The sequence below is a fragment of the Pseudomonas marginalis genome (assembly GCF_024169655.1).
In the GTDB taxonomy this organism is placed as follows: Bacteria; Pseudomonadota; Gammaproteobacteria; order Pseudomonadales; family Pseudomonadaceae; genus Aquipseudomonas; species Aquipseudomonas paraveronii.
Genome location: NZ_JALJWV010000001.1, coordinates 1,821,617 through 1,838,839 on the forward strand (window position 1 = coordinate 1,821,617; position 17,223 = coordinate 1,838,839).

Here is a 17,223-nt window from a genome sequence, read left to right on the forward strand (position 1 = left end):
GCGACGCAGTACGGCGCACAAGCCTACGGGGAATAACCATGACTTGTCATCCGCTCCTAAACGGCGTTTATCGTATTGAAGAAGGTTGAATGGTTATGTCCTTGTCAGTGGAAGATTGGCGTAACTCACCTGCGGGTATTTCTTTAGATAATATTTTTTTAGTGTAAAAACAACCTGATATTCGCGAGGTATTTGTGTGGTTGAATATTTAAATTGCAAATGAAATCTTAGTTATCTAACTGGGTGTTACGTAGCGCGGGGATGTTGCGGCTGAAACTAAAATGGAGTTGGTCTGATGTTTTTCACTGTGCGAGATTGTCAGCGATGACGATGAGCCTGGCTCAACTAGTTTGCGTCTATCGATACTTGATCTCCGGGTCGATTTGATTCGGTCTCTTTATTTATTCGTTAACAAAGCGAGTGCCGCACAATGAATGGATTTGATCTGCGTTCTGTTACTTCCCGTGCTGGTTTACCGATATCGGACCCCGGCCCGTTTGGTGCGGGCGCCACTCAGAAACCGTCCTTTACAACTGACCAGGCAGCCAAACAAATCACCCGGGAAAATCATCGTTTTCGCGACCGTAACGGCGATCAGAAGATCGACTTGCACTACACGGTCGACGCAAGTTTCACCGCCCAGCAGAAACAGCGCGTGCGCCAGGCAGTGCAAGCCTGGCAGGATGTGGCCAATATCAATTTCCGCGAGCAGTCAAACGGTACGGACGGAACGCTCAGTATCCGCAACAACCCTCGCGGCGACCGGGGAGTTGCCGACATGCCTCATGGCGGCACGACCCGTACATCGGCCACGATCGGCACCGCGGGAAGTGCGAGTTCGCCTGCGCTGGGCAGTCACTTTTCGGTCACGGCTATTCATGAAATCGGTCACGCCATCGGCCTGCAACATCCGGGAAACTATAACGGCGGCGGCGCCAACTACCAAAACGGCGCGGCCTATGCGCAGGACACCAAGGCACGCACCGTGATGAGTTACTGGTCGGAACGCCATCAACCCGGCCATGACTTCAAGTCGCTCAATCCGTCCGCTCCGATGATGGACGATATCGCTGCGGCACAACGCCTGTATGGGGCCAATCACCAGACCCGCAAGACCGACACCGTCTATGGTTTCAACTCCAATACCGAGCGCGAAGTGATGAGCCTTACCAGCGCCAGGGACAAACCGGTGTTTTGCGTTTGGGATGGCGGCGGTGTGGATACGCTGGATTTTTCCGGGTTTTCCCAGGATCAGAAGATCGACCTGAATGCGGAGTCGTTCTCTGACGTGGGCGGCTTGAAGGGCAATGTGTCCATCGCCAAGGGGTGCATTATTGAGAATGCGATCGGCGGTGCCGGCCGTGATGCTTTGATTGGCAATGACGCGGCCAATCGGCTCAAGGGCGGTGGCGGTGCTGATACGTTGAGAGGCGGAGGCGGGGCGGATACGTTTGCCTACGATAACGCCAGCGACTCTACCGCGCAGAGCCCCGACCTGATCGAGGACTTCACCAGCGGCACCGATAAGATTGACGTCTCGGGTGCGTTAAAAGCGGCGGGTATGCGTGCCCTGGTGTTTACCGACCGGTTCAGCGGCCGTGCCGGTGAAGCGGTGCTAAAACATGATGCCAGTACGGGACGGTCGAGCCTGGCCATTGATCTGAAGGGAACGGGCAACGCGGACATGGTGATCAACAGCAAGGGGCAGATCAAACCGAGCGATGTACGGTGGGGTGGACCGCAGCCTGTGCCATCGCCATCGCCATCGCCATCGCCATCGCCGACGCCGACGCCGACACTGACACCGACGCCAACCCCAACCCCGCCGCCGGGTGAAACCCCAAACGGGCCGTCCGCACTGATCGAAATGCTTGCCAAGACACTGTCAGCGCTCGTGTTACAGCTGCTGCAGTTTATCGCCCCATCGTCCAGTGGAAGGCCACGGTCGTAACCCCACCTACGATCCCGGCGCATCATGCCGTCAGGCAGTGACCACCGAGGTGTGGCGCGAAGCACTGAGAAAGCGCAGCAACGCCACCAGCGGGAACGCACTGCCCACCAGCATCACGCCCAGCCAGCCGCCGTGTTCGTACACGCTGCTGGCAATCGCCGAGCCGAAGGCACCGCCGATGAAGATGCTGGTCATGTACAGCGCGTTCAGGCGGCTGCGGCTGTTGGCATCGAGGGCGTAGATGGCGCGTTGGCCGAGGACCATGTTCATCTGCACGCAGAAGTCGAGGACCACGCCGGTCACTGCCAGGCCGATCACGCTGTACAGCGGGTGGATGAAGGCCGGCAGGAAGCTCAACACCGCAAACACCATGGCCAGCAGCGACGCACGGTGGGTGTGGCCGGCGTCGGCCAGACGCCCGGCGATGGGCGCGGCGATGGCGCCGATGGCACCGACCAGGGCGAAGATGGCGATCTGGGTCTGGCTCAGGCCATGATTGCGCACCAGCTCCAGCGGCGCGGCGGTCCAGAACAGGCTGAAGGTGGCAAACATGCAACCTTGATAAAAGGCGCGCTGGCGCAGCAGCGGTTGTTCACGCAGCAGGGTGCCGAGGGAGCGCAGCAATTGGCCATAGCTGGCGCTGTGGTCGGGCTGGCGCTTGGGGATGGTCATCAGCAAGACCACGCTGATAACGGCCATCAACGCGGCGGCGGCCATGAACATTGCACGCCAGCCGAAGTGGTCGGCGACCACGCTGGACACCGGCCGTGCCAGCAGGATACCCAGCAACAGGCCGCCCATGATGCTGCCGACCACGCGGCCACGGGACTCGGCAGGTGCCAGGTGCGCCGCCAGCGGGATCAGGATCTGCACCGACACCGAACTGAAACCGATCAACAACGAGACCAGCAGGAACAGGTTCGGTTGCTCGGTAAACGCCGCACCCAGCAGGCTGGCGATGGCGATCACCGTGGTGCTGATCATCAGCTTGCGGTTTTCCAGCAAGTCACCCAGGGGCACCAGGAAGAACAGGCCCAGGGCGTAGCCGATTTGTGTCAGCGATACGATCAGGCTGGCCATCGCAGGCGTCAGGCCGATGTCCGGTGCGATCAGTTCGATGATCGGCTGCGCGTAGTAAATGTTGGCGACGATGGCGCCGCAGCAAAACGCAAACAGCATCACCATCCCGCGGGTCATGGTGCTCGTAGCGTGGGGAGTAGCGTTCATGGTGTTCTCATAAAAGCGAAGGAAGATGGCGAGCGAGAGTAAAGACAAGACTCGGCGGCGAGTAGGCTGTTGGCGGTGATATCACTCATGCCGTGAAATGATGACTGAAGCCTTGGCGTTGGCTTCGAGCCCCCATGATACATTCAGACACACCTGCCGAAACAGGCTATCCGGCAGCCTGAGAAACACGCTGAACACCAAACAAATGTGGGAGCTGGCTTGCCTGCGATGTGGACACCCCGGTGTATCTGACACACCAGGGCGACGCTATCGCAGGCAAGCCAGCTCCCACACGTGCTCGCCTTCCTTCAGTGGGCGCGGCTTACTGCCCGCTGTAGATCTGGTCAAACACCCCGCCATCGTTGAAGTGGGTTTTCTGCACGGTGCGCCAGTCGCCAAAGGTCTTCTCGACCGACAGGAAGTCGACTTTCGGGAAACGATCGGTGTACTTGGCCAGCACTTTCGGGTCACGCGGGCGCAGGTAATTGTTGGCCGCGATTTCCTGGCCTTCCGGCGACCACAGGTACTTCAGGTAGTCTTCGGCGACTGCACGCGTGCCTTTCTTCTCGACCACTTTGTCCACCACCGTGACCGGCGGCTCGGCTTCGGCGGAGACGCTTGGGTAGATCACTTCGAACTGATCGCGGCCGAATTCGCGGGCGATCATTTCCGCTTCGTTTTCAAAGGTCACCAGCACGTCGCCGATCTGGTTGGTCATGAACGTCGTGGTGGCGGCACGGCCACCGGTGTCCAGCACGGGCGCTTGTTTGAACAGCTTGCCGACAAAGGCCTTGGCCTTGTCTTCGTCGCCACCGTTCTTCAGCACATAGCCCCAGGCCGACAAGTAGGTGTAGCGGCCGTTACCCGAGGTTTTCGGGTTGGGCACGATCACTTGCACGCCATCTTTGAGCAGGTCCGGCCAGTCTTTCAGGGCTTTCGGGTTGCCCTTGCGCACGATAAACACGGTGGCCGAGGTGAACGGCGCGCTGTTGTTCGGCAAGCGGGTGACCCAGTTGTCTGGCACCAGTTTGCCATTGTCGGCCAGGGCGTTGATGTCGGTGGCCATGTTCATGGTGATCACATCAGCCGGCAGGCCGTCGATCACCGAGCGTGCTTGTTTGCTGGAGCCCCCGAAGGACATCTGCAAGGTCAGCTTGTCGTTCGGGTGCTCGGCTTCCCAGTGTTTCTGGAAGGCGGTGTTGTAGTCCTTGTAGAAATCGCGCATCACGTCGTAGGAGACGTTGAGCAGGGTGGTCGGTGCGGCCTGGACGACGCCGGCCAATGCAAGGCCGGCGGCCAGGAGAGAGGCGCTAACGAGTTTTTTCACTGCTCATTCCTTGTTGTTCGAGAGTAGAGAGACGCACTTTGCCAGCGACTATAGCTGGGGGGGCATAGTCGTTTAAAGATTAAAAAGATCTTTGCTTATTCCTGCTTCTTAAACAGCGCGTTGCCACACCGCGAACAAAACGCCGCGTTCGCGTCATGGGTGTTTTTCTTGCACACCGGGCAGTCCGTTTGCAACTGTTCACCGCGCATGGCATTGGCCAGTTCGGCGGTGAAAATCCCGGTGGGCACGGCGATGATCGAGTAACCGGTGATCATCACCAGCGACGAAATCACCTGGCCCAGCGGGGTTTTGGGCACGATATCGCCAAAGCCCACGGTGGTCAGGGTCACGATCGCCCAGTAGATGCCCTTGGGGATACTGGTGAAGCCGTGCGCCGGCCCTTCGATCACGTACATCAAGGTGCCGAACACCGTTACCAGGGTGCAGACGCTGAGCAGGAACACCACGATCTTCTGTTTGCTGCCGCGCAACGCCGACATCAGGTAGTTGGCCTGCTTGAGATACGGCCCGAGCTTGAGCACCCGGAAGATCCGCAGCATGCGGATGATGCGGATGATCAGCAGGTACTGGGCGTCGCTGTAATACAGCGCGAGGATGCCGGGGACGATGGCGAGCAAGTCCACCAAACCATAGAAACTGAAGGCATAGCGCAACGGCTTGGGCGAGCAGTACAGGCGCAGGCCGTACTCGATGGCGAAGATGACGGTAAAGCCCCACTCGATGTAGGCCAGCACGTTGGCGTAGTTGTCGTGGACTTCCTGAATGCTGTCGAGGATCACCACCACCAGGCTGGCGAGAATGATCAGCAGCAGGGTGCTGTCGAAACGCCGCCCGGCGGGTGTGTCGCTCTGGAAAACCATGACGTAGAGACGCTGGCGCCAGTCGTTGTTGCTGTCCATAACTCTCGCCCCTATCGGATATCGGGCAAGCCTAGGGGGATTCGAACGGGCTGTCCACGCAGGCTTTGTGCCGCATCCGGCGGCCGGCGCTGTAGGATAATCTGGCTGAACCCGGGGGGCGCATGATGGGTAAGTCAATGAGCCCGAGTTGTCCTCATCGCAGGCAAGCCAGCTCCCACACTGGCTCGCATTTCACCGCGCGCTTACTGATCGCGAATCGAAAAATTCGCCATATGCTCCAGCCCCTTGATCAGTGCCGAATGGTCCCAATTACCGCCACCGAGGGCGGTGCAGGTGCTGAACACTTGCTGGGTGCCGGCGGTGTTCGGCAGGTTGATCCCCAGCTCCTTGGCCCCGGCCAGCGCCAGGTTCAAATCCTTCTGGTGCAGGTTGATGCGAAAGCCCGGATCGAAGGTGCCCTTGATCATGCGTTCGCCGTGTACTTCAAGGATCTTCGACGCGGCGAAGCCGCCCATCAGCGCTTCACGTACCTTGGCCGGGTCGGCGCCGTTTTTCGCGGCGAACAGCAGCGCTTCGGCCACCGCCTGGATGTTCAGCGCGACGATGATCTGGTTCGCCACTTTCGCCGTCTGGCCGTCGCCGTTGCCACCGACCAGAGTGATGTTCTTGCCCATGCTCTGGAACAGCGGCAAGGCACGCTCGAAGGTCTGCGGCTCGCCGCCGACCATGATGCTCAAGGTGCCGGCCTTGGCCCCGACTTCACCGCCGGACACCGGCGCATCGAGGTACTGCGCGCCGGTCTGGTTGATCCTCGCGGCGAACGCCTTGGTCGCGGTGGGGGAGATCGAACTCATGTCGATCACCACTTTGTTCGGCGACAGACCGGCGGCTACACCATCGGCGCGGAACAGCACGTCATCGACCTGCGGGGTATCGGGCACCATGACGATGATGAATTGCGCTTCCTGGGCAACTTGCTGCGGGCTGGCCAGCGCGATGGCGCCGGCCGCGATCAACTCGGCTGGCGCCTTGCCGTGGTGTTCGGACAGGAACAGTTGATGACCGGCTTTCTGCAGGTTGGCGGCCATGGGTTGGCCCATGATGCCGGTGCCGATAAATCCGATTTTAGCCATGAAGACATCCTCTTTTTATTAGATAGAGCGCGGTCCGCCAAACACAGGGGTTCCCAATGTGGGAGGGGGGGCGTGTCGTGCCTCTCAGATCGCGTTGTGGGTCTTGAGCCAACCCAAACCCGCTTCGGTGGTGGTCAACGGCTTGTATTCACAACCGACCCAACCCTGGTAACCGATGCGGTCCAAATGCTCGAACAGGAACCGATAGTTGATCTCCCCGGTCCCCGGCTCGTTGCGACCCGGGTTATCCGCCAGTTGGATATGGTTGATCTCATTCAAGTGCGCGGCCAAGGTCCGGGCCAGATCGCCTTCCATGATTTGCATGTGATAGATGTCGTATTGCAGGAACAGATTGTCACTGCCCACCTGCTCGCGAATCGCCAGGGCCTGCGCGGTGTTGTTCAGGTAGAAGCCAGGGATGTCGCGGGTGTTGATTGCTTCCATCACCAGCTTGATACCCACCGCTTGCAGCGTGTCGGCGGCGTATTTGAGGTTGGCGACAAAGGTCTTTTCTACGGTGGCATCGTCCACGCCTTGTGGCCGGATACCTGCCAGGCAGTTGACCTGGGTGTTGCCCAGCACCTGGGCGTAGGCGATGGCCAGGTCGACCCCGGCGCGGAATTCCTCGACCCGGTCCGGGTGGCACGCCAGGCCCCGTTCGCCCTTGGCCCAGTCGCCGGCCGGTAGGTTGAACAACACTTGGGTCAGGCCGTTGGCGTCCAACTGCGCCTTGATTTCGGCAGAGCTGAATTCGTAGGGGAACAGGTACTCGACGCCTGCGAAGCCGGCATCGGCGGCCGCTTTAAAACGAGCGAGAAAAGCCTGTTCGGTGAACAGCATGGACAGGTTGGCGGCAAAGCGCGGCATAGGGTTCTCCTTAATCGAGCAGGGAAATGGCAGTCGGCGCATCGTTGCCGACCAGGGCCAGGTCTTCGAATTCGTTGACGGCGTTGATCTCGGTGCCCATGGAAATATTGGTCACGCGCTCCAGAATAATCTCAACGATCACCGGAACCTTGAATTCTTCGAGCATTTCCTGGGCACGGCGCAGTGCCGGCTGGATCTGGCCCGGCTCGAACACGCGCAGGGCCTTGCACCCCAGTCCTTCGGCGACCGCGACGTGGTCGACGCCATAGCCGTTGAGTTCCGGAGCGTTGAGGTTGTCGAAAGACAACTGCACGCAGTAGTCCATTTCGAACCCGCGCTGGGCCTGGCGTATCAATCCCAGGTAGGAGTTGTTCACCACCACGTGGATATACGGCAGCTTGAACTGCGCACCCACGGCCAGTTCTTCGATCATGAACTGGAAGTCATAGTCGCCGGACAGCGCCACCACCTTGCGGCTCGGGTCGGCCTTGACCACGCCGAGCGCCGCCGGGATGGTCCAGCCCAACGGGCCGGCCTGGCCGCAGTTGATCCAGTGGCGTGGCTTGTAGACGTGCAGGAATTGCGCACCGGCAATCTGCGACAGGCCGATGGTGCTGACGTAGCAGGTGTCTTTGCCGAACACCTGGTTCATCTCTTCGTACACCCGTTGCGGCTTGACCGGCACGTTGTCGAAGTGGGTCTTGCGCTGCAGGGTGGCCTTGCGCTGCTGGCAGTCATGCAGCCAGGCGCTGCGGTCCTTGAGTTTGCCGGCGGCTTTCCACTCGCGGGCGACTTCGATGAACATCGTCAGCGCTGCACCGGCGTCGGAAACGATGCCCAGGTCCGGGGTGAATACGCGACCGATTTGCGTCGGCTCGATGTCGACGTGGATAAATCGGCGCCCCTCGGTGTACACCTCCACCGAACCGGTGTGGCGGTTGGCCCAACGGTTGCCGATGCCGAGCACCATGTCCGATTTCAGCAGCGTCGCGTTGCCATAACGGTGGGAGGTTTGCAGGCCGACCATGCCCACCATCTGCGGGTGATCGTCGGGGAGGGTGCCCCAGCCCATCAGGGTCGGGATCACCGGGATGCCGGTCAGCTCGGCGAACTCCATCAGCAGGTCGCTGGCATCGGCATTGATCACGCCGCCACCGCTCACCAGCAGCGGGCGTTCGGCCTGGTTGAGCAGGGCCAGGGCTTTTTCCACCTGGATGCGCGTGGCCACGGGTTTGGCCAGGGGCAGCGGCTGGTAGGCGTCGATGTCGAATTCGATCTCGGCCATCTGCACGTCGAACGGCAGGTCGATCAGCACCGGGCCAGGGCGGCCGGAACGCATTTCATAAAAGGCTTTCTGGAACGCATACGGCACCTGGCCGGGTTCGAGGACGGTGGTTGCCCACTTGGTCACCGGCTTGACGATGCTGGTGATGTCCACGGCCTGGAAATCTTCCTTGTGCATTCGCGCCCGGGGGGCCTGGCCGGTGATGCACAGGATTGGAATCGAGTCGGCCGAGGCGCTGTACAGGCCGGTGACCATGTCGGTGCCCGCCGGGCCCGATGTGCCGATGCACACGCCGATATTGCCGGCCTTGGTGCGGGTGTAGCCCTCGGCCATGTGCGAGGCGCCTTCAACATGGCGAGCAAGGACGTGATCGATGCCACCCACCTTCTGCAAGGCCGAATACAGCGGGTTGATCGCGGCGCCTGGAATACCGAAGGCGGTGTCGACTCCTTCGCGGCGCATCACCAGAACGGCGGCTTCGATTGCTCTCATTTTGCTCATTATTTTGGTGCCTCTTGCGTTTTGTAATTGTATACAAGTTGCGTCTGCGTAAAGTGTATTCATGGCGAGCGGCGCAGGTCAATGCATTTTATTCGGCGGTCTTTGCGTTTGTCTTGGTGCATTTTTAGGCTGGTTTTCCGACGATACGCGGACAATTTTGATTTTTTGTATACATAAAGCGTGATTATTGTGTTCTATTTATTGTGTTTTGTGGCTGCTGAAGAAGAGCCCACGGCTTTCCCATAACAAGATAAGGACGGCACCCATGAGCGCGTTAACCTTGAACATCGCAGTCAACCTGGCCGGCCAGGCCCTCGCCGCAGGCCGCGCCATTGCCGCAGCACCGCTGACCATTGCCGTGCTCGACGGCGGCGGCCACCTGATCACCTTGCAACGGGAAGACGGCGCCAGCCTGCTGCGCCCGCAGATCGCCATCGGCAAGGCCTGGGGCGCGATTGCCCTGGGCAAAGGTTCACGCCTGCTCGCGCTGGATGCGCAGCAGCGCCCGGCATTTATCGCTGCGTTGAACAGCCTGGGGCAGGGCAGCGTGGTGCCGGCGCCGGGCGGGGTGTTGATTCGGGATCAGGAAGGGTTGGTGCTGGGGGCGATCGGGATCAGCGGGGATACGTCGGATATTGATGAGCAGTGCGCGATTACGGCGATCGAGGGGGTGGGGTTGTGGGCGGATGCGGGGGTGTCAGCCTGATTTTTGGATGATTGCCAGGGCCTCATCGGGAGCAAGCTCCCTCCCACCTTTGACGGTATTCACAAATAGACATGTGTAAACCCGATCAAATGTGGGAGGGCGCTTGCCCCCGATTGCCACAGGCGCCTCGGTGTCTCAGTCCGGCGCACAGCCCTTGAGCACCAACCGAATAATCGTCTGCGCCGCCGCCTCGTAATCCGCCTCATCCAGCTTGGCTTTACCCGTCACCGCCGAAATCTGCCAATCAAAATCCGCATACGTCTGGGTTGCGGCCCAGATGCTGAACATCAAGTGATTGGGCTCAATCGCAGCGATCAGCCCGCGATCGACCCAGTGCTGGATACAGTCGATATTGTGCTTGGCCTGGGCGTTGAGTTGCTCGACCTGCTCGGCGCTCAGGTGCGGGGCGCCGTGCATGATTTCGCTGGCGAACACCTTGGAGGCGAAGGGCAGGTCGCGGGAGATGCGGATTTTCGAGCGGATGTAGTTGCTCAGCACCACCGCCGGCTCGCCCTCCCGGTTGAACGGCGTGGAGGCCGCCAGGATCGGCTCGATAATGCTCTCGAGCACTTCGCGGTAGAGGTTGTCCTTGGACTTGAAGTAGTAGTAGACGTTGGGCTTGGGCAGCCCGGCCTTGGCGGCGATGTCGCTGGTTTTGGTCGCGGCGAAGCCCTTGTCGGCAAACTCCTCGCTTGCCGCCCGCAGGATCTTTTCTTTATTGCGCTCGCGAATGCTGCTCATAAACCAGAGGGTTCCTTGCCATGACAGGCGGTTGCGCATGGTAGCACCGGCCATCCGCGAGCCTCAACAATGTGCCCGCAACGCCCATGGCCGCGTTATGCTCGCGCCATCTCACCCTTGATGGAAGCCCGATTCATGGCAGGAAGCAGCTTGTTGGTTTTGATCGACGATATCGCCGCAGTACTCGATGACGTTGCACTGATGACAAAGATGGCCGCCAAGAAGACCGCCGGCGTGCTCGGCGATGACCTGGCGCTCAATGCCCAGCAAGTCTCCGGGGTGCGCGCCGAGCGGGAAATCCCGGTGGTGTGGGCGGTGGCCAAGGGGTCGTTTCTCAACAAGCTGATCCTGGTGCCGACGGCGTTGTTGATCAGTGCGTTTGCGCCCTGGGCGGTGACGCCGTTGTTGATGCTCGGCGGCGCCTATTTGTGTTTCGAGGGCTTTGAGAAGCTCGCTCACACGTTTCTGCATAGCAAAGCCGAAGACCAGGCCGAACACGCCCAGTTGGTCGCCGCCGTGGTGGACCCGGCGACCGATCTGGTGGCGTTCGAAAAGGACAAGATCAAAGGCGCGATCCGCACCGACTTCATCCTCTCGGCCGAAATCATCGCCATCACCCTGGGCACCGTTGCCGATGCGCCGTTGACGCAGCAGGTGATCGTGCTATCGGGCATTGCCATTGTGATGACCATCGGCGTCTACGGCTTGGTGGCCGGCATCGTCAAGCTCGATGACCTGGGCCTGTGGCTGACCCAGAAGCCTGGGCAGATGGCGCGCAGTATCGGCGGTGCGATCTTGCGCGCGGCACCGTACATGATGAAAAGCCTGTCGGTGATCGGTACAGCGGCGATGTTCATGGTGGGCGGCGGCATCCTCACCCATGGCGTGCCGGTGGTGCATCACTGGATCGAGGCGGTCAGCCAGAGCACCGGTGGCCTGGCGTGGTTGATGCCGACCTTGCTCAACGCGGTGGCCGGCATTATTGCCGGGGCGCTGGTGTTGGCACTGGTCGCTGTGGCGGGCAAAACCTGGCGCGCCGTGCGCGGTTGATTGGGTATTCAGGGTTTTGCCTACAAAAAACTCAGAAATGGACCATCTGTAAAAAATAGATTATTTGTGCAAGTTGGCGTAGTGTCCGCTTGGTCAGTGACTGAGCCTGCGTCAATTACCCGTATCCCTTCAGGTTAATCAGGCCTCAGGCACTACCCAGAATAAAAATAATTCGGTAGGTGCCTTCATGAAACACGTCAAACAGACGCTCTATGCCGTAACGATCACCCTCGGGCTGCTGTCGGTGGCCCACGCGCAACCGCTGCGTTTCGCCACGGAGGGCGCTTATCCGCCGTTCAACTACGTGGACTCGAATAACCAACTGCGTGGTTTTGACGTCGATATGGCGAACGCCCTATGCGCCAGGCTCGGCGTCGAATGCACGATTGTTGCCCAGGACTGGGAGGGCATCATCCCGGGCCTGCTCGCGAAAAAGTACGACGCGATCATCGCCTCGATGGCCATCACCGAAGAGCGCCAGAAGACCGTCAGCTTCACCCAGCCCTACAACCGCACGCGCATGGTCCTGGCAGTGCCCAGGGGCAGCGACATTCAGGACACTGCACCGGCCACGCTGGCCGGCAAGACGGTCGGCGCTCAATCGTCCTCGACCCAGGGCATCTACAACCAGGATGTCTATGGCGCCAATGGCGCGCGGGTCAAGTTGTATGTCGGGCAGGACGAGGCCAACAGTGACCTGCTCAATGGTCGCCTGGATGCGGTGGTCAACGACAGCGCGCCGATGCAGGAGTGGTTGAAGAGCACCGACCCGCAGTGTTGCCGGGTGCTGGCTATCCCCGGTACGCAAAGCGATGCCGGTATTGCCGTGCGCAAGGCTGATGAGGCGTTGCGCATCAGGCTGAACCAGGCCATCGCGGATGTGGTCGCCGACGGCACGTATCGACAGCTCAAGTTGGCCCATGGCCTTGAGGATGATTAAGCACGGGAGTGTCTTCCATGTTCGAGTCATTGGGGTTGTTGTCGTTGGGCGCGGGCGGTTGGGGCGGCGCGCTGCTGGCGGGCGCTGGGGTCACGATGGCGCTGGCATTGGCGTGTGTGCCGCTGGGGTTGCCATTGGGCTTGTTGGTGGCGTTGTGCAGCAAATCGCCTAACGCAACGGTGAGGGCGATGGCGGCACTGTTCTCCACGTGTTTTCGTGGCTTGCCGGAGTTGCTGACGTTATTGATCGTGTATTACGGCATCCAGATCGCGCTACAGAAATTCCAGGCGTATTGGGGCGGTTCGGCCGAGTTTTCCATCAACGCGTTTGTGGCGGCGGTGATCGCGTTCAGCCTGGTGCTGGCGGCCTTTTCCAGCGAAGTGTGGCTGGGTGCGCTGAAGACCGTGGCACGCGGTCAGTATGAAGGCGCCCAGGCACTGGGCTTGAGTCGCAGGCAGACGTTTTTCAAGGTGGTGCTGCCGCAGGTGATGAGGATCGCCTTGCCGGGGCTGTCGAACAACTGGTTGAGCCTGCTCAAGGACACGGCGTTGGTGTCGACCATTTCCCTGGTGGACTTGATGCGCCAGACCAGCCTGGCGGTGAATGCCACCAAGGAGCCGATGCTGTTTTATCTGGCGGCGTGTTGTCTGTACCTGCTGCTGTCATCGATCTCGGGTTTTTGCATCGCGCAGCTTGAAAAGCACTACGGCCAGGGCCGGGAGCGTGCCTCATGACGGCGGGCGAGCGCTTTGCCGAGTGGCTCGGGCTTGAACTGTTTCAGCGCTATGGGGCGCAGTTGCTCGATGGTTTGTTGCTTACCCTGCAATTGGTGGCGCTATCGAGCAGCGTCGGGATGGTGCTCGGCGTGCTGTTGGCGTTGGGCAGGACTTCGCGCTGGCGTTCGTTGCAGTACGCGTGCAGGGCCTATGTCTACTTTTTCAGGGGCTCTCCACTGCTGGCGCAACTGTTCCTGATTTATTACGGCTTGGGTTCCTTCCATGGTTTTTGGCGCGACCTTGGCCTGTGGGGGTGGTTCGGCGACCCATGGTTTTGCGCTTTGCTGGCGTTCACCTTGAATACGGCGGCCTACCAGGCCGAGATCTTTCGTGGCGGGTTGCTCTCCGTGCCGCGTGCCTACTATGAGGCCGCGACGGTGTTGGGGTTGAACCGCACCACCACGTTTTTCAAGGTGACTTTGCCGCAGGTGCTCATCGTGACGGTGGGGCCACTGGGCAATGAACTGATTTTGATCATCAAGGCCAGCGCGATTGTGTCGCTGGTGACCTTGCTGGATTTGATGGGCGTGGCGAAGCTGGCGTTCTCACGCACTTTTGATTTCCAGGTGTATGTGTGGGTGGCGCTGGTTTACCTGGTGGTGGTCGAGTGTGTCCGGCGCGGGGTGAAGCGTCTTGATCGTCGACTTACCCAGCATCTGCGGCCAACTGACGAATGATAGAAGAGGGCGGGCACATGGGGTCATCAATGGAGTTAAAGCAGTTGATCTGCCCACCTGCGCCGGTGGTCATCGACGTCGAAGGGCTGAGCAAATGGTACGGCCCGTATCAGGTGTTGCACGGCATCGACCTGCGGGTGGTGCAAGGCGAACGCATTGTGCTGTGCGGTACCTCGGGCTCCGGCAAGTCCACGTTGATCCGTTGCCTCAATCGTCTGGAGCCGGCGCAGCAGGGCCGAATCCAGGTGCTGGGCACCGACTTGAGCGCTTCGCCGACGCTCTGCCGGGCAGCCTTGCGTGAGGTCGGCATGGTGTTTCAGGGCTTCAACCTGTTTGCGCACCTGACCGTCTTGCAAAACTGCATGCTGGCGCCGATGTCCGTGCGCGGCATGCCCCGCGACAGTGCACAGGACCAGGCCATGGCGCTGCTGAAAAAAGTCGGGATTGATCAACACTGGAAAAAATACCCGTCGCAACTGTCGGGCGGCCAGCAACAACGGGTCGCGATTGCCAGGGCATTGTGCATGGCCCCAAAAATCATGCTGTTCGATGAGCCGACGTCAGCGCTGGACCCGGAGGCTGTCGGCGAGGTGCTGGACGTGATGGTCATGCTCGCCGAAAGCGGCATGACCCTGCTCTGCGTCACTCACGAAATGGGCTTTGCCCGGCAAGTCGCCGGGCGTGTGCTGTTTCTCGATGGCGGGCGGATCATCGAAGACCAGCCGCCGGAGGCGTTTTTCACTGCGCCGCGAACGCCACGTGCCCAAGCGTTTCTGGCGCAGGTGCTGGGGTAGGCGGCTGGCATCGAGCAGGCAAAAAAAAGCCATTCGAGCGCGTCGAATGGCTTGTTTACCGCGCGCTGCGCTTATTCGGCAATCTGCAATTTGCGCGATTCCGTATAGATGTAGCGCACCTTTTCGTACTCGAACGGCGAGTTCAACTGACCGTAGCGGAAGCTGGTCTGATAACGCTTGTCGACCACGCGCAGGGCCCAGATCTCCGGATGGTTGGAGCTGACTTCGGAGACGTTCAGGAAGTTGATTTGCGATTCGGCGCTGTAGTCGACCACCAGGCCGGTGGTATCGCGCAGGTTCGACGGGCCCAGGATCGGCAGCACCAGATAGGCGCCGCCAGGCACGCCATAGAAGCCCAGGGTCTGGCCGAAGTCTTCGCTTTGGCGCGGCAGGCCCATGGAGGTGGCCGGGTCCCAAAGGCCGGCGACGCCGAGGGTGGTGTTGACCAGCAGGCGCCCGGTGGTTTCCAGGGAACGGTGGCCCTTGAGTTGCAGCAGGCTGTTCAACAGGTTGGGCACATCGCCCAGGTTGTTGAAGAAATTGCTCACGCCGGTACGCAGGAAGCTCGGCGTGACGTAGCGGTAACCGTCGACTACCGGCAGAAACACCCATTGGTCGAAGCGGTAGTTGAAGTGGTACACGCGGCGGTTCCACGACTCCAACGGGTCATACACGTTGAGGGCGGTCAGCGACGAGCGTTCGAATTCGCGCTGGTCCAGGCCTGGGTTGAACTTGAGCTTGCTCAGCGGCTCCTTGAAGCCGTCGGCACCTACTACGGTGGGCGCGTGAGCCTTGCTGTTGTCGGCATTGGCCACGCTTGCGCACATCAGGGCGGCAAGCAGCAGAAGATATTTAGCCACGGAAAAACTCCAGCATGGCGTCGGCGTTGACGCGGTAATTGAGGTTGCCGCAATGGCCGCCCAGCGGGTAGACGGTCAAGCGATCGCCGAAGGTTTGACGCAGGAAGCCGAGGTCGCCCGGGCCGAGGATCACGTCGTCGGCGTTGTGCATGACGGCGATTTTCGGGCTGGTGTGCAGGTAGTCCTTGAGGGCGTACAGGCTGACCTGATCGACCAGTTGCAACAGGCTGCCGCCATCGGAACGGGCGCGCCACATCGGGATGACCTGTTCGGTGAGGTAGCAATCGAAGTCACATTGCAGCGCGCGCTTGAGGAACGGCGTGAGGCTGGTGCCTTCGGTGATCGGGTACTTCGGTGGGATGATCAGGCCACGGCGATTGATCAGGTCCGAGGTGAACGCGATGTCGGCCGACGAAAAGCGGAACGTGGTGCCGATCAGCATGGCCATTTGTTCGTTGGTCAGGTGTTGCTTGGAGTTCTGGAAGTCGTAGAGCAGGGCGTCGTTAAGGTCTATGTAGCCCTTTTGCTGGAAGTAACGGGTCAGTTTGTTCAACACCAGCTCATAAAAGGTTGTGGTGTTGTTGATGCCCTTGACCTCGGTTTGCACCAGCTTGTCGAGGTTGGTGATTGAGGTGTACAGGTTGACCGGCGGGTTGAGCAGCAGCACTTTCTTGAAGTTGAAGCTGCGGCGGGTTTCGTCGAGTTTGCTGACAAAGGCCGCATCCAGCGCGCCGAGGCTGTAGCCGCTGAGGTAAAAGTCGGTGACCGGCAGCGAGGCGTTCTGCGCGCGCACTGCTTGCATCACGCGGTACATATCTTCGGCGTCTTCCTGGGTGATGCCAGGCGTGGCGAAGCGCGAGGCGGCGCTCATGAAGTCGAAGCTGGTCGGCGATGACAGTTGCACGACGTGGTAGCCGGCCTGGTAGTAGAGTTTTTTCAGGTACTCGTTGATGCTGCTGTCAAACCGCGCACCGGTGCCCGCGATCAGGAAGATCAGCGGCGCAGCGCGGTCTTGCTTGGCGATGCGGTAGGTGAGTTTCTTCACCGCCCAGAAGTTGTCGGGCAGGCTGAATTCTCGCTCGGGGCGCATGTTCAGGGTGTAGTCGGACTGGTTGATTTCGTCGTTGCTCGGCAAGCTGGGCCGAAGGTCAGGCGGCGTGGTGGCAATGGTCGCTTCGAACGGGTTGGTCAAAGGGAAGCCATAGCTGGCCTGGTCGATGTCGACGGCCAGTGCTGACGCACTCAAAAAAAGGCTGCCTAGCAAGGCAGCGCAGCGCAAGGAACGGAGCATGACTTAATCCCTAAGAGGAAACGTGCTGAATGAAGTTCGCAGGCTATGACCACCGCGTTGCCACCGAAGTGCCAGCCTTCGGCACGAAAAATCGGAAAAAAACGTCGGAATCGGGGTGATAGTCGCCAGAAGATACACTTTGCGACGCAATGATGGACACTTATCTGCGTACACATCTTGCTAACGGCCGCCGGGGGATTAAGCTGAGCGCCGTTT

16 protein-coding genes are annotated in these 17,223 nt (G+C 60.2%); 7 read left to right on the plus strand and 9 right to left on the minus strand.

Features of this window, described 5'->3' with window-relative positions; all coding sequences use genetic code 11:
* The first annotated feature begins 430 nt into the window (after positions 1-430).
* Complete coding sequence (locus J2Y83_RS08260; RefSeq protein ID WP_253394378.1) at positions 431-1,951, plus strand: M57 family metalloprotease; 1,521 nt, start codon at positions 431-433, stop codon at positions 1,949-1,951.
* A 30-nt stretch (positions 1,952-1,981) separates the two neighbouring features.
* On the opposite strand, the gene J2Y83_RS08265 is transcribed toward J2Y83_RS08260, so the two are convergent.
* The 6 genes from J2Y83_RS08265 to gcl all read right to left on the minus strand — a co-directional run bounded on the left by J2Y83_RS08265 (position 1,982) and on the right by gcl (position 9,172).
* On the minus strand, positions 1,982-3,178 hold the full coding sequence (locus tag J2Y83_RS08265; RefSeq protein ID WP_253394380.1) for an MFS transporter: 1,197 nt from the start codon (positions 3,176-3,178) through the stop codon (positions 1,982-1,984).
* A 322-nt stretch (positions 3,179-3,500) separates the two neighbouring features.
* Positions 3,501-4,505, minus strand: a complete 1,005-nt coding sequence (locus J2Y83_RS08270) for a sulfate ABC transporter substrate-binding protein (protein ID WP_253394382.1) — start codon at positions 4,503-4,505, stop codon at positions 3,501-3,503.
* Between the two features lie 95 nt (positions 4,506-4,600).
* The gene (locus J2Y83_RS08275) at positions 4,601-5,425 is read right to left on the minus strand and encodes an ion transporter (protein ID WP_253394384.1); all 825 of its coding nucleotides are present in this window, start codon (positions 5,423-5,425) and stop codon (positions 4,601-4,603) included.
* A gap of 203 nt (positions 5,426-5,628) precedes the next feature.
* Complete coding sequence (locus tag J2Y83_RS08280; RefSeq protein WP_253394386.1) at positions 5,629-6,519, minus strand: 2-hydroxy-3-oxopropionate reductase; 891 nt, start codon at positions 6,517-6,519, stop codon at positions 5,629-5,631.
* An 84-nt stretch (positions 6,520-6,603) separates the two neighbouring features.
* Positions 6,604-7,386 (minus strand): hydroxypyruvate isomerase, encoded by a 783-nt coding sequence (gene hyi, locus J2Y83_RS08285; RefSeq protein ID WP_253394388.1) that lies wholly within the window; start codon positions 7,384-7,386, stop codon positions 6,604-6,606.
* Positions 7,387-7,396: 10 nt separating this feature from the next.
* Positions 7,397-9,172, minus strand: coding sequence for a glyoxylate carboligase (gcl, locus tag J2Y83_RS08290; RefSeq protein ID WP_253394390.1), 1,776 nt, complete (start codon positions 9,170-9,172; stop codon positions 7,397-7,399).
* Between the two features lie 265 nt (positions 9,173-9,437).
* Here gcl and J2Y83_RS08295 point away from each other — a divergent pair, with 265 nt between their 5' ends.
* Positions 9,438-9,878 (plus strand): GlcG/HbpS family heme-binding protein, encoded by a 441-nt coding sequence (locus tag J2Y83_RS08295; protein WP_253394392.1) that lies wholly within the window; start codon positions 9,438-9,440, stop codon positions 9,876-9,878.
* 135 nt (positions 9,879-10,013) lie between these two features.
* On the opposite strand, the gene J2Y83_RS08300 is transcribed toward J2Y83_RS08295, so the two are convergent.
* Positions 10,014-10,619, minus strand: coding sequence for a TetR/AcrR family transcriptional regulator (locus J2Y83_RS08300; protein ID WP_253394394.1), 606 nt, complete (start codon positions 10,617-10,619; stop codon positions 10,014-10,016).
* A 135-nt stretch (positions 10,620-10,754) separates the two neighbouring features.
* Between J2Y83_RS08300 and J2Y83_RS08305 the strand changes: the two genes are divergently transcribed.
* The 5 genes from J2Y83_RS08305 to J2Y83_RS08325 all read left to right on the plus strand — a co-directional run bounded on the left by J2Y83_RS08305 (position 10,755) and on the right by J2Y83_RS08325 (position 14,856).
* The gene (locus J2Y83_RS08305) at positions 10,755-11,669 is read left to right on the plus strand and encodes a DUF808 domain-containing protein (protein WP_253394396.1); all 915 of its coding nucleotides are present in this window, start codon (positions 10,755-10,757) and stop codon (positions 11,667-11,669) included.
* A 187-nt stretch (positions 11,670-11,856) separates the two neighbouring features.
* On the plus strand, positions 11,857-12,609 hold the full coding sequence (locus tag J2Y83_RS08310) for a transporter substrate-binding domain-containing protein (RefSeq protein ID WP_253394397.1): 753 nt from the start codon (positions 11,857-11,859) through the stop codon (positions 12,607-12,609).
* 17 nt (positions 12,610-12,626) lie between these two features.
* On the plus strand, positions 12,627-13,343 hold the full coding sequence (locus J2Y83_RS08315; protein ID WP_253394399.1) for an ABC transporter permease: 717 nt from the start codon (positions 12,627-12,629) through the stop codon (positions 13,341-13,343).
* Positions 13,340-14,062, plus strand: coding sequence for an ABC transporter permease (locus J2Y83_RS08320; RefSeq protein ID WP_253394401.1), 723 nt, complete (start codon positions 13,340-13,342; stop codon positions 14,060-14,062). The genes J2Y83_RS08315 and J2Y83_RS08320 overlap by 4 nt, the downstream gene beginning before the upstream one ends.
* Positions 14,063-14,091: 29 nt before the next feature.
* Positions 14,092-14,856 carry an amino acid ABC transporter ATP-binding protein gene (locus J2Y83_RS08325; protein WP_253394403.1) on the plus strand — a complete coding sequence of 255 codons (765 nt, stop codon included), beginning with the start codon at positions 14,092-14,094 and terminating at the stop codon, positions 14,854-14,856.
* Positions 14,857-14,927: 71 nt separating this feature from the next.
* On the opposite strand, the gene J2Y83_RS08330 is transcribed toward J2Y83_RS08325, so the two are convergent.
* Positions 14,928-15,716 (minus strand): MlaA family lipoprotein, encoded by a 789-nt coding sequence (locus J2Y83_RS08330; protein ID WP_253394405.1) that lies wholly within the window; start codon positions 15,714-15,716, stop codon positions 14,928-14,930.
* Positions 15,709-17,007, minus strand: a complete 1,299-nt coding sequence (locus tag J2Y83_RS08335; protein ID WP_253394407.1) for a serine/threonine protein kinase — start codon at positions 17,005-17,007, stop codon at positions 15,709-15,711. The genes J2Y83_RS08330 and J2Y83_RS08335 overlap by 8 nt, the downstream gene beginning before the upstream one ends.
* Between the last annotated feature and the right edge of the window lie 216 nt (positions 17,008-17,223).